This is a genomic window from Roseateles hydrophilus, from assembly GCF_026712245.1.
GTDB classification, from domain to species: Bacteria; Pseudomonadota; Gammaproteobacteria; order Burkholderiales; family Burkholderiaceae_C; genus Pelomonas; species Pelomonas hydrophilus.
Genome location: NZ_JAPPUY010000002.1, coordinates 186,509 through 199,016, shown reverse-complemented (window position 1 = coordinate 199,016; position 12,508 = coordinate 186,509). Strand labels below are relative to the sequence as shown.

11 protein-coding genes are annotated in these 12,508 nt (G+C 69.4%); 9 read left to right on the top strand and 2 right to left on the bottom strand.

What is annotated here, in order from left to right:
* Positions 1–113 precede the first annotated feature (113 nt).
* The gene (locus tag NYO99_RS08100; protein ID WP_268166654.1) at positions 114–3,110 is read left to right on the top strand and encodes a TonB-dependent receptor; all 2,997 of its coding nucleotides are present in this window, start codon (positions 114–116) and stop codon (positions 3,108–3,110) included.
* A 58-nt stretch (positions 3,111–3,168) separates the two neighbouring features.
* Here NYO99_RS08100 and NYO99_RS08095 read toward each other — a convergent pair whose 3' ends face one another.
* Entirely contained in the window at positions 3,169–3,477 is a 309-nt protein-coding gene (locus NYO99_RS08095; RefSeq protein WP_268166653.1) for a PsiF family protein, read from the bottom strand.
* A 76-nt stretch (positions 3,478–3,553) separates the two neighbouring features.
* Complete coding sequence (locus NYO99_RS08090; RefSeq protein ID WP_268166652.1) at positions 3,554–4,900, bottom strand: serine/threonine-protein kinase; 1,347 nt, start codon at positions 4,898–4,900, stop codon at positions 3,554–3,556.
* A 222-nt stretch (positions 4,901–5,122) separates the two neighbouring features.
* Here NYO99_RS08090 and NYO99_RS08085 point away from each other — a divergent pair, with 222 nt between their 5' ends.
* The 8 genes from NYO99_RS08085 to NYO99_RS08050 all read left to right on the top strand — a co-directional run bounded on the left by NYO99_RS08085 (position 5,123) and on the right by NYO99_RS08050 (position 12,474).
* Positions 5,123–5,758 (top strand): LysE family translocator, encoded by a 636-nt coding sequence (locus NYO99_RS08085; RefSeq protein ID WP_268166651.1) that lies wholly within the window; start codon positions 5,123–5,125, stop codon positions 5,756–5,758.
* Between the two features lie 27 nt (positions 5,759–5,785).
* A complete protein-coding gene (gene argS / locus NYO99_RS08080) occupies positions 5,786–7,501 on the top strand; it encodes an arginine--tRNA ligase (protein ID WP_268166650.1) in 1,716 nt (571 codons plus the stop codon).
* On the top strand, positions 7,498–8,157 hold the full coding sequence (locus tag NYO99_RS08075; RefSeq protein WP_268166649.1) for an SPOR domain-containing protein: 660 nt from the start codon (positions 7,498–7,500) through the stop codon (positions 8,155–8,157). Before argS ends, NYO99_RS08075 begins: the two co-directional genes overlap by 4 nt.
* 23 nt (positions 8,158–8,180) lie before the next feature.
* On the top strand, positions 8,181–8,834 hold the full coding sequence (locus tag NYO99_RS08070; RefSeq protein WP_268166648.1) for a thiol:disulfide interchange protein DsbA/DsbL: 654 nt from the start codon (positions 8,181–8,183) through the stop codon (positions 8,832–8,834).
* Positions 8,835–8,940: 106 nt separating this feature from the next.
* Positions 8,941–9,546, top strand: coding sequence for a lipopolysaccharide transport periplasmic protein LptA (gene lptA, locus NYO99_RS08065; protein ID WP_268166647.1), 606 nt, complete (start codon positions 8,941–8,943; stop codon positions 9,544–9,546).
* Positions 9,543–10,325, top strand: a complete 783-nt coding sequence (gene lptB, locus NYO99_RS08060) for an LPS export ABC transporter ATP-binding protein (RefSeq protein ID WP_268166646.1) — start codon at positions 9,543–9,545, stop codon at positions 10,323–10,325. Before lptA ends, lptB begins: the two co-directional genes overlap by 4 nt.
* A gap of 166 nt (positions 10,326–10,491) precedes the next feature.
* On the top strand, positions 10,492–11,985 hold the full coding sequence (locus NYO99_RS08055; RefSeq protein ID WP_268166645.1) for an RNA polymerase factor sigma-54: 1,494 nt from the start codon (positions 10,492–10,494) through the stop codon (positions 11,983–11,985).
* Between the two features lie 9 nt (positions 11,986–11,994).
* Entirely contained in the window at positions 11,995–12,474 is a 480-nt protein-coding gene (locus NYO99_RS08050; protein WP_268166644.1) for a hypothetical protein, read from the top strand.
* Positions 12,475–12,508 lie beyond the last annotated feature (34 nt).

The window sequence follows — 12,508 nt, the reverse complement described above, 5'->3', positions numbered from 1 at the left end:
ATTCCGTGATGCGCCGACTGTTGCGGCGGCGCTGATTTCCCGCGCTTGACCTCTGACCCGGCGTGACCGGCGTCACAAGAATCCTCGCATTCGGCAACACGAGGATCACGCGCATGAAATTCCAGCCCACTCCCATCGCCTGCGGCCTGGCGGGCCTGCTGCTGTCGCTGCAGGGCGCCGCGCTCGCGCAGCAAGCCGCGCCGGCCCGCGCGGCGGACCTCAAGGCCAAGCAGTCGCTGGAGGCGGTCGTCGTCACCGGCATCCGCGCGTCCACCGAGGCCTCGCTGACCGCCAAGCGCGAGGCCTCGGCCAACGTCGAAGTCATCACCGCCGAGGACGTGGGCAAGATGCCCGACAAGAACCTGGCCGACTCGCTGCAGCGCCTGGCCGGCGTGGCCGTGCGCACCGACTACGACGAGGCCGAGAAGGTGGCCCTGCGCGGTACCAACCCGGACATGACGCTGATCCTGTTCAACGGCCACACGGTCAGCGGCGGCGACTGGTACATCTCCGACCAGACCTCCAGCAGCCGCTCCACGTCGCTGAGCCTGATGCCCAGCTCGGTGCTGAACTCGGCCACGGTCTACAAGACTTCGCAGGCCAACGTGCTGGACGGCGGCCTGGCCGGCACCGTCAACGTGACGACGCGCAAGCCGCTGGATGCCAAGGCACGCTTCGGCGGCGTCGTCAGCGTGGGCGCTGTGCACGCCACGCTGCCCAACAAGACCAGCCCGCAGCTCAACGCCAGCCTGAACTGGAAAAGTGATGACAACCGGCTGGGCGTCATCGGCCAGGTGTTCGCCGAAAAGCGCTACGTGCGCCGCGACTCGGCCTCGCGCTTCGCCTACGGCGCCAGCAGCGGCTGGGACGTCATCAACACGTCCACCATGCTGGGCATCACCAATGCATCGCTGGCCGGCACCGGCTACACGGCTGCCGACCTGAACGGCGTGCGGCTGCCGGGCAGCATGTCCACCGAGTTCGTCGAGGGCGTGCGCGACCGCAAGGGCGGCATGGTGTCGGTGCAGTGGCGCCCCACCCAGGCCGTGGACCTGGGGCTGACGGCCTTCCAGTCCAAGATGAACTCGGACAACTATGGCCGCCTGACCTCGGGCGCGATGTACTCCATGCTGGTGGGCAAGGCCGAGCCCTTCGGCGCCGTGACGGCCGCGGCGGCCAACACCAGCTCCAACGGCCAGCGGGTGTACGCGTCCCTGCTGAACCCCAAGATCGTCGAGGAGACGACGATCTATGGCGACAAGATCAAGGTGCTGCGCGGCGGCACCATCGCCTTCGCCAACGGCACCACGCCGCAGTACGTGGGCAACTCGGAGGGCTTCTTCCGCAGCGGCGCCAGCGCCAGCAGCGGCTTCCTGGACCTGGACGCCAAGGTCAAGCTCAGCAACGACCTGACCGTGAAGGCCCTGTTCAGCACCACGCGCGGCGAGGGCACGACCGACCAGGACCGCGGCATCACCTACGCCCGCTACGGCACGGGCATCACGTTCGAGCTGCAGGGCGTCAACGAGGCGCCGACCTGGGCCTACCAGGGCGCCGGTGACGGCAGCAAACCGGTGCTGAACGCCGACGGCAGCGGCTACCGGCTGATCTCGCGCTCGGTGCCCACGCGCTACCTGACCATCGACAAGGAACGCAGCCTGGCGCTGGATGCCGAGTACCAGCAGAACAGCGGCATCTTCCAGACGCTGGACTTCGGCTTCCGCCACGCCGACCACCGCCGCGACCACCGCCGCTCGGCCCCGGCGCTGAAGAGCTCGGCCACCGTGGCGCCCGATGCCTCGCTGGCCGTGAGCTACCCGGGCGACTTCGGCGCCGACCTCGGCCGGGGCTTCGAGAACAATGGCTTCTACTTCCCGCGCGAGGTGCTGCGCTCCTTCTACGACGGCATCACCAAGGCCACGACGCCCGAGTTCGAGCGCCGCGTGGCCGCCGAGATCGAGCTGCGCGAGCAGCAGTCGGCGCTGTATTTCCAGCAGAACCTGGAAACGGCCGACGGCGCCTGGAGCGGCAACATCGGCCTGCGCTACGCCCGCACGGTGGTGGACGCGCAGATCGCCACGCCCGTGCCCACCGGCCGCTGCCAGCGCATCGAGCCCGGCCAGCCCGTGGTGCCCTGCGCCGCCTTCCCGACGGCCATCGTGACGGCCGGCGACGGCGCCAGCTACTTCGACGGCGTGCCCTTCAACCCCAACACCGGCACCATCTACTACAAGGTGCCCAGCCACAAGCAGTTCGACCACATCCTGCCCAGCCTGAACGCGCGCTGGCAGGTGGCGCCGGGCTGGATCGCACGGCTGGGCCTGTCCAAGACGCTGGGCCGGCAGAACTACAACATCTACGGTGCCGGCTTCACCGGCCAGACCTGCAATGCGCAGGGCTGCACCGTCAACGGCCCGAACGCGCAGCTGCAGCCCATGACCGCGGCCAACACCGACCTGTCGCTGGGCTGGTACTACAGCAAGCGCTCGGCCCTGGTGCTGAGCGTGTTCGACTCCATGATCCGCAACTACGCCAAGACCGGCGCCGTGCGCCAGGACGTGACCGTGGACCTGCTGGACAGCCAGAACGTCGTGCGCACCTACTTCATCAACACCACCAGCAACCAGCGCGCGCGCATCCGCGGCGCCGAGCTGAGCTGGGAGCAGCCGGTATGGGGCGGCTTCGGGCTGCAGTCCAACCTCAGCTACGCCGACACCCATGTGGAAGACGGCCGGCCCATGGTGGGCGCGTCGCGCAAGAGCGCCAACCTGGTGGGCTACTTCGAGAACGACGTGTTCAGCGTGCGCCTGGCCTGGAACTACCGCAGCGAGTACGTCAACAGCACGACGGCACCGGCACCCACGGCCAACAGCCAGGGCCTGTCGGTGGTGCAGGGCATCACCATGCCCACGGCGCCCACCATCCAGGCCCCGGTCACCAACGTCGCGCTGAGCGTGAACTACACGGTGATGCCGGGCCTGAGCCTGTCCTTCAGCGGCACCAACCTGACCAACCCGTCGCGCGGCCAGTACCGCTACAGCGAGCTGGAGCCGCAGAAGGTGGACACCTCGGGCCGCCAGTACTACGTCGAGGCGCGCTACAAGTTCTGAGCCCCTCGGCCACGAAAAAGCCACCCCGCGGGGTGGCTTTTTTTGGCGACGCGCCGGCTCAGGCCTTGGGCGCCGAGGCCGCGTCGGCGGTGCACTTCTTGATGTGGGCCTTGGCGGCCGCGCCGTGCAGCTTCTTGTCGGCGGCGGACTTCTCGCAGGCCGCGTTGGCCGGCGACTCGGCAGCAGCAGCGCTGCCCTTGGACGACAGGCACTCCTTCATGAAGGCCTTGCGTTCGTCGCCCTTCTTGTCGCCGGCCTCCTTGTTGCAGGTGGTCATCTTGGACTGCTGCGCGGTGGGCGCCTTGTCGGCCGCCTGCGCGGTCAGCACGGCGCAGCCGAGGGCGATGGCCAGCGTGAGGTGTTTCATGGCGAGGACTCCTTCCTGAGATGGGTGATGGGGCGGGTCGATTCCAGCACGCCGCGCGCGGCGGCTCAAGCGCTCGTCAGAGGATGCGGCGCGGATGGGCCAGCGCCTCGTGGGCCGCATGCAGGCGGCGCACCAGCACGCGGATGAAGGCGCGGTCGAAGCGGTGCTGGCACTCCGGGCTGAGCTGGCCCAGCGACTCCGGCGTGAAGCAGATCGTCGTGCAGGGCTGCGTGACCTTGATGTCGGTGCTGTGGCGGCGCAGGTCGGGGTTGGGCGCCAGGTAGGCCATCTCGCCCACCGAGGTGCCCTGGCCCAGCGTCGCGACGATGCGGTTGTCGCGGTGCACCTGCACCTCGCCCTGCGCAATGATGTGGAAGCTGTTGCCCTCCTGCCCGCGCTTGAACAGCGGGTGGCCTTCGGGGTAGCGCTTCCAGCGCGCGCGCCGCACCACCTCCCACAGCTGCACATCGCCGAACTCGGCAAAGAATTCCAGTGCGCGCAGCATGTTGAAGCGCTCCGAGTCGCGCACCTCGCCCAGCCGGTTCAGCGGCACCTGCTGCGTGGCCACCAGGCTGGACAGCGCCTGCGCGAAGGCGTCCCAGGTCGCGAAACGCTCGTGCGGCGCCTTCGCCAGCGCACGCTGCACGACGGCGTCCAGCGCCTCGGTGACGCCCTCGCGCTGGCCCATCAGCGGCAGCGGCGGCTGGTGGTAGATCTGGTGCATCAGCGCCATCTGGTGCGGCGCATCGAAGGGCGGGCGGCCGCCGATCAGGTGGTACAGCACGGCGCCCAGCGCGTAGATGTCGGCGCGGCAGTCCACATCGCCGCCCTCGATCTGCTCCGGCGGCATGTAGGCCAGCGAGCCGACGCGGTGGATCTGCGTGGAGTCGGCATGCAGGTTCAGCGCCGAGCCGAAGTCGCTGACCTTGACGTCCACCACCTGGCCCGACGCGTCCAGCACCGCCAGCAGGTTGGCCGGCTTGACGTCGCGGTGGATGAGCCCCTGGCGGTAGACGTAGCCCAGTGCCATCGCGCACTTGAAGGCCATTTCGACGATCTGATCCAGCGGCAGCAGGCGGTCGCTGCGGCAGAAGTGCTTGAGCGTGACGCCGGGCACGTACTCCATGACGAGGTACGGCGACGCGTCCTCGGCCACGGCGTCCAGGATGGCGACGACATTGGGGTGATGCAGGCGGCCGGCCAGCGCGGCCTCGGCGCTGAAGAAGCGGTTGCTGAAGTCGCTGTTCGGGGCGTCCGGCGCGGGCGCCCAGGTGCGCATGCGCTTGATGGCGACATCCTGGCCCTGGAACGGGTCGCGCGCCAGGAACACGTCGCTGGTCGCGCCTTCGCCCAGGCGCCTCAGCACCTGATAGCGGCCGATGTGGGAGGGCAGGTCGTCTGCTGGGGCACTCACGCGGGTCATGATACGGGCCGCCCATGACGGAGCCGGCCGATGTACGCCCACGCCGTTGTCGCCACAAACGACTTCACGCGCGCCCTCGCCTGCGGCCGGCCGCTGATGGCCGGGCGGTGCCGGGCCTGCCACGAGCCGACAGACGGCTGAACTCGCCCGACAGCCGCGCCATGCGTTTCGTCAGGCGCCCCCGGCGGCTGCCATGATGCGCGCCGCCCTGCCCGCCACGCCATGACCGATCCGTCCAGCCACCTCGTCTTTGCCGCCACTGCGCTGCTGATGGCCCTCACGCCCGGGCCCAACATGGTCTACCTGCTGTCGCGCTCGCTGTGCCAGGGCCGCAACGCGGGGCTGCTGTCGTGGGCGGGCGTGATGCTGGGCTTCACGGTGCACGTGGTGTGCGCGTCCATCGGGCTGACGGCGCTGTTCATGGCCGTGCCGCTGGGCTACGAGTTGCTGAAGTTCGGCGGCGCGCTCTACCTGGGCTGGCTGGCCTGGCAGGCGCTGCGGCCCGGCGCACGCTCGCCCTTCGAGGCCCGCGACCTGCCGCCAGAATCGCCCCGCAAGCTGTTCACGATGGGCCTGCTGACCAGCGTCCTGAACCCCAAGGTCGCCGTGTTCTACCTGTCGGTGCTGCCGCAGTTCATCTCGCCGGACGGCGGCTCGGTGCTGGTGCAGAGCCTGCTGCTGGGCGCCACGCAGGCATTCATCGGCGGCGGCATCAACCTGCTGGTCACGCTGTCGGCGGCGGGCATCGCCGGCTGGTTCGGGCGCCACCGCCTGTGGCTGGCCGTGCAGCGCTGGCTGATGGGCCTGGTGCTGGGCGGCCTCGCCGTGCGGCTGTTGAGCCAGCCGCGCCATGCCTGAGCGGGCGCGCCTCCTAAAATCCCGCCCATGATCCAAGCCAAGCAGGCGCTGCTCGCCGCACTCGCCGAGTCCCTCCAGGAAATTGCCCCCGGCGCCAACGCCCCGGCGGCCTTCGAATCCCCCAAGCAGGCCGCCCACGGCGACTTCGCCTGCACGGCCGCCATGCAGCTGGCCAAGCCGCTCAAGGCCAACCCGCGCGAACTGGCCACGCGCCTGATCGCCGCGCTCGAAGCCAAGCCGGCTTTCCAGCAATGGGTGCAGGCGCTGGAGATCGCCGGCCCCGGCTTCATCAACATCCGCCTCAAGCCCGCCGCCAAGCAGGCCGTCGTCACCGAGGTGCTGGGCGCCGCCGACAAGTTCGGCCACCGCGCCGCGACGGGCAAGCATGTGATGGTGGAGTTCGTGTCCGCCAACCCCACCGGCCCGCTGCACGTGGGCCACGCCCGCCAGGCGGCGCTGGGTGACTCGCTGTGCTCGGTGTTCCAGAGCCAGGGCCACGACGTGACCCGCGAGTTCTATTACAACGACGCCGGCGTGCAGATCGCCACGCTCGCCAACTCCACGCAGATGCGACTGAAGGGCTTCAAGCCCGGTGACGCCGAGTGGCCCGAGGCCGCCTACAACGGCGACTACATCCAGGACATCGCCGACGCCTTCCTGCGCAAGGAGACGGTGAAGGCCGATGACCGCGAGTTCACCGCCTCGGGCGACGTCAACGACCTCGACAGCATCCGCCAGTTCGCCGTCGCCTACCTGCGCCATGAGCAAGACCTGGACCTGCAGGCCTTCGGCCTGAAGTTCGACAGCTACTTCCTGGAGTCCAGCGTGTATGCGGGCGGCCAGCTGGAGAAGACCGTCGAGCGGCTGGTGGCCAGCGGCAAGACCTACGAAGAAGGCGGCGCGCTGTGGCTGCGCACCACCGACTACGGCGACGACAAGGACCGCGTCATGCGCAAGAAGGAAGGTGGCTTCACCTACTTCGTGCCCGACGTGGCCTATCACATCAACAAGTTCGAGCGCGGCTACACGCAGTGCATCAACATCCAGGGCACGGACCACCACGGCACCATCGCCCGCGTGCGCGCCGGCCTGCAGGCGGTTGACCTCGGCATCCCGCAGGGCTTCCCGGACTACGTGCTGCACAAGATGGTCACGGTCATGAAGGGCGGCGAGGAGGTCAAGATCTCCAAGCGCGCCGGCAGCTACGTGACGCTGCGCGACCTGATCGACTGGACCAGCCGCGACGCGGTGCGCTTCTTCCTGATCAGCCGCAAGGCCGACACCGAGTTCGTCTTCGACATCGACCTGGCGCTGAAGCAGAACGACGAGAACCCGGTGTTCTACGTGCAGTACGCGCACGCCCGCATCTGCTCGGTCATCCGCAAGTGGGGTGGCGACGTTGGATCGGCCATGAGCGCCGACCTGAGCCTGCTGACCGCCCCCACCGAGGAGGCGCTGATGCTCAAGCTCGCCGCCTACCCCGACATGCTCAGCGGCGCAGCCGCCGGCCTGGCGCCGCACGACATCGCGTTCTACGCCCGCGACCTGGCTGGTGCCTACCACTCGTACTACGCCGCCGAGCGCGTGCTGGACCAGGCGCCCGAACTCAGCCGCGCCCGCGTCGCGCTGCTGGCCGCCACGCGCCAGGTGCTGGCCAACGCCCTGGGCATGCTGGGCGTCAGCGCGCCCGAGCAAATGAACCGCGACACTGCTGACACCTCGGAAACCTCGGAGAGCGCATGACCTCAGCGTCCAAACCCGCCGGCCAGAAGAACCAGAAGGGCGGCTTCGTCCTCGGCCTGATCGTGGGCCTGCTGGTGGGCTTGGCCGTCGCCCTTGGCGTGGCGCTGTACATCACCAAGGTGCCCATCCCCTTCGTCGACAAGGTGCCGCAGCGCACGGCCGAGCAGGACGCGGCCGAGGCCGAGCGCAACAAGAACTGGGACCCCAACGCGCCGCTGGCCGGCAAGGGCACCCGCAGCGCCAGCGGTGTCGTCAACGCGCCGCCTGCAGCCACCACGCCGCCACCGGCCGTGCCGGCAACGGCCAGCGCCCCGGTCGCTGCGGCGAGCACGCCCACGGCGGCCACCGCCCCGGCCAAGCCAGCCGCCAAGGCTGAAGCGCCCGCCACGCCGGCCGCCTCGGCCCCGGCAGCGGCCGACGCCTTCGTCTACTTCGTGCAGGCCGGCGCCTACACGCGCACCGAGGACGCCGAGGCCCAGAAGGCCAAGCTCGCCATCCAGGGCTTCACGGCCAAGCTGATGGAGCGCGAGCAGAACGGCCGCACCGTCTACCGCGTGCGCCTGGGCCCCCTGGACACGCGCGACGCCGCCGAAGACCTGCAACGCAAGATCGAGGGCGCCGGCTTCGAGGCCAACCTCGTTCGTGTACAACGCTGACACCACCCTAGGAACCTGACGCCATGAAGCGCCGCGATTTCTCTGCCCTGCTCGCCACCACGCCCCTCGCGGGCACCGCCCTCGCCCAGGGCGGCCCGGTCGAAGGCCGGCACTACAACGTGCTGGCCCAACCGCTGCCCACGGCACCCGGTCGCATCGAGGTGATCGAGTTCTTCTGGTACGGCTGCCCGCACTGCTACGCCTTCGAGCCGCTGATCGAACCCTGGGCCAAGCAGGTGCCGGCCGACATCGCCTTCCGCAAGGTGCACGTGGCCTTCCGCGGCAGCCTCAAGCCGCATCAGCGCATGTTCTATGCGCTCGAAGCCCTGGGCAAGGAAGCCCAGGCGCGGCCGGCCATCTTTGCCGCGATGCACCAGCAGGGCCAGAGCCTGGATGACCCCAAGGTGCAGGCCAAGTTCCTCGCCAACCTGGGCGTGGACGCGGCCAAGTACCTGGACGCCTACAACTCCTTCGGCGTGCAGACCAAGTGCTCGCAGGCCGACAAGCTGTTCGACGCCTACCGCGCCGACGGCGTGCCCGCGCTGGGCATTGCCGGCCGCTTCATCACCTCGCCCGCGATCGCCAGCGCCGGCCAGCGCCTGGCCGAGCATGAGTCGGGCCAGCGCGCCCTGCAGGTCACCGACTTCCTGATCCAGCGCGTGCGCGCCAAGAAGTAAACCGCGCCGGGCCCGGCCGTCGCGGCAACCACTCATCCGGTTGCCGCGACGCAGAGGCTGAGGCCGCTGCGGCACCCATAGAATGGCCTGCAACTTCCGTGCCGCCATGTCTCTGCGCCTACTTCCCCTGCTGCTCGCCCTTGCTGCTGGCGCCGCCTTCGCGGAGAAGGCCGACCGCAGCAAGCCCCTTGTGTTCTCGTCCGACAAGCCGGGCCAGATCGACCAGGTCAACCAGCGCCTGGAGCTGGTGGGCAATGTCGTCGTCACCAAGGGCAGCCTGGCGCTGCGGGCCGAGAAGGTGGACGTGCGCGAGACCCGCGACGGTTACCACCAGGCCTACGCCAGCGGCACCAGCGAGCAGCCGGTGAGCTTCCGCCAGGCCCGCGATGTGCCCGGCGAGGCCATCGATGGCACGGCCGACCAGGTCGAATACGACACGCGCACGGAGGTCGTGCGCTTCATCGGCAATGCCCGCGTGCGCACCACGCGCGGCGCGATGGTCATGAACGAGATGGCCGGCGCGGTCATCATCTACAACAGCCGCACCGAGGTGGCCACGCTGGAAGGCGGCAGCGCCTCGCCCAACCCCAACGGCCGCACCCGCATCGTCGTGATGCCGCGCGCCGAGGCGGCCGACGACGCCAGCTCGGCGCCCACGCCGACATTGCCGCTGAAGCCGTCGACGACGCTGCAGCCGGGCAAGCCGTCGTGACGAGCAGCGTCGCCCAGACTCCGCCGGCCAGCTGCGGCGGCAGCCGGCTCGAGGCCGAAGGCCTGGCCAAGACCTATGGCGTGCGCAAGGTCGTCAAGAACGTGCATGTGCGCGTGGACTGCGGCGAGGTAGTGGGCCTGCTGGGCCCCAACGGCGCGGGCAAGACCACGAGCTTCTACATGATCGTGGGCCTGGTGCGCTCGGACGCCGGCATCATCCGCATCGACGGCGCCGAGGTGCAGCGCCTGCCCATCCACTCGCGCGCCCGGCTGGGGCTGAGCTACCTGCCGCAGGAAGCTTCCATCTTCCGCAAGCTGACCGTCGAGCAGAACATCCGCGCCGTGCTGGAGCTGCAGCAGGACGAGCGCGGCAAGGCGCTGTCCAAGGCCCGCATCGACGAGCTGCTCAACGGCCTGTTGCACGACCTGTCCATCGAAGGACTGCGCGACAGCCCGGCACCGGCGCTGTCCGGCGGCGAACGGCGCCGCGTGGAGATCGCCCGCGCTCTGGCCACGCAGCCGCGCTTCATCCTGCTGGACGAACCCTTCGCCGGCGTGGACCCGATCGCGGTGCTGGAGATCCAGCGCATCATCAGCTTCCTGAAGGGGCGTGGCATCGGCGTGCTGATCACGGACCACAACGTCCGCGAGACGCTGGGCATCTGCGACCGCGCCTACATCATCAGTGAGGGCGCGGTGCTCGCCGAAGGCACGCCCGACGAGATCGTGGCCAACGCCGACGTGCGCAAGGTCTACCTCGGCGAACACTTCAGGATGTAATGAGCCCCTCGTCCAGCCTTGCCCCGCTGAACGCGGGCCAGCCTGACCGGTCCCCCGAGGGGACGGCGATGCTTGCGGCATCGAGCCGCAAGCACATCGCCATGGCGGGCCGGCCTGGGAGCGGCCCGGCGCTCGGCCCGAATGCGCCACACGCTGGCGGCGCAGCATGAAGCAGACCCTCCAGGTCCGCCTCAGTCAGCACCTCGCGCTGACACCCCAGCTGCAGCAATCCATCCGGCTGCTGCAGCTGTCCACGCTGGAGCTGCACCAGGAAGTCGAGCAGATGCTGGCCGCCAACCCACTGCTGGAGGCGGAAGAGGAGTTCAGCGTCAGCGCGCCGGAGCTGGCCACCAACGCGCCCGCCGAGAGCGGTACCGAGGCCTCGGCCGGAGAATCCGAGGGCGGTGAGACCGCCGAGTTGTCCGGTGAGGATTTCGGCGGCACCGAGCGCGAGGACTGGGAGAACGGCACCGAGCGAGACGATTTCGACGGCATCCGCGAGCTGCCCAGCAGCAGCTCGGCCGGCAGCGACGACGACGGCGAACGCGAGAGCCAGGAGTCCGCCGGCACGACGCTGGCCGAACACCTCGCCGAACAGCTGGCCGGCATGACGCTGTCGCGCGAGGACCGTGCCGCGCTGCATGTGCTCATCGAGTCGCTGAACGAAGACGGCTACCTGGAAGACACGCTGGAAGAGCTGGCCGCGGCGCTGGTGCCCGACGACGACGAGGATCGCGAGGAGCTGCTGGACCACCTGCGCATCGCGCTGCGCCTGCTGCAGAGCCTGGACCCCGCCGGCATCGGCGCTCGCGACCTGGCCGAGTGCCTGACGCTGCAATTGCGCGCACTGCCCCGCAGCGTGCCCCAGGTCATCGCGCTGCGCATCTGCCAGGGCCACCTGGAGCTGCTGGCGCGCCGCGACATGCGCCGCCTGATGAATGAAACGGGCGCCGACGAGGCCATGCTGCGCGAAGCCCAGGCGCTGATCACGCGGCTGGAGCCCAAGCCCGGCCGCCGCTTCGCGCAGGGCGCCAGCGCGGCCATCGTGCCCGACGTCATCGTGCGCAAGGTGGGCCGCGAGTTCCGCGTCATGCTCAACCCCGAGGTGGCGCCCAAGCTGCGCATCAACGAGCTCTACGCCAACGCGCTGCGCGCCACGCGCGGCGGCATCAGCAATTCGCCGCTGGGCGGGCAGCTTCAGGAGGCGCGCTGGTTCATCAAGAACATCCAGCAGCGCTTCGACACCATCCTGCGCGTCAGCCAGGCCATCGTGGAGCGCCAGCGCGGCTTCTTCACGCACGGCGAGCTGGCCATGAAGCCGCTGGTGCTGCGCGAGATCGCCGACGAGCTGGGCCTGCACGAGTCCACCATCTCGCGCGTGACGACCGCCAAGTACATGGCCACGAGTTGGGGCACTTTCGAGCTGAAGTACTTCTTCGGCTCGGGGCTCAGCACCGAGGCCGGCGGTGAGGCCTCCAGCACCGCCGTACGCGCGCTCATCAAGCAGTTCGTCGCGGCCGAGGACACCAAGAAGCCGCTGTCAGACAGCGCGCTGGCCGCCATGCTGGACGAACAAGGCATCCAGTGCGCGCGGCGCACGGTGGCCAAGTACCGCGAGGCGATGAAGATCGCCCCGGCCAACCTGCGCAAGGCGCTGTAAGGAGCTTGCATGACACGCAACCTGTTCATCGCGCTGTTGCTGATTGGTGGCGCCAGCGTCGTTGGCGCTCAAGACCTCGCCAGTGACGTGAGAACCTGCCGCCAGCAGGGCGACGCCATGAGCCGGCTGCGCTGCTATGACGCGATGAACGTGCCGGGCAGCTCAGCCGTGGCAACGGCAACAACCAAGCCCAGCGCACCCGCCGCCGAAGCGATTGCGAAGTTCGGCCAGGAGGCCGTCAAGCCGCCGGCCGGCGCGCAACCCGCTCTGCAGCAGATGGAGAGCCGCATCCGCGGTCGCTTCCAGGGCTGGCGACCCAACCAGCGCATTGAGCTGGAGAACGGCCAGGTCTGGCGCATCGCGGACGACAGCGAGGCGCTGTACGACCTGCAAGATCCCAAGGCTGTCGTGCATCGGGGCTTGTTTGGCGCGTACTTCCTGGAGATCGAAGGCGTGCCCTTCCAAGTCCGCGTGGTGCGGGCCCGCTGAGATCAGCACCGCGCACGCGCACCACGTCGAAGCG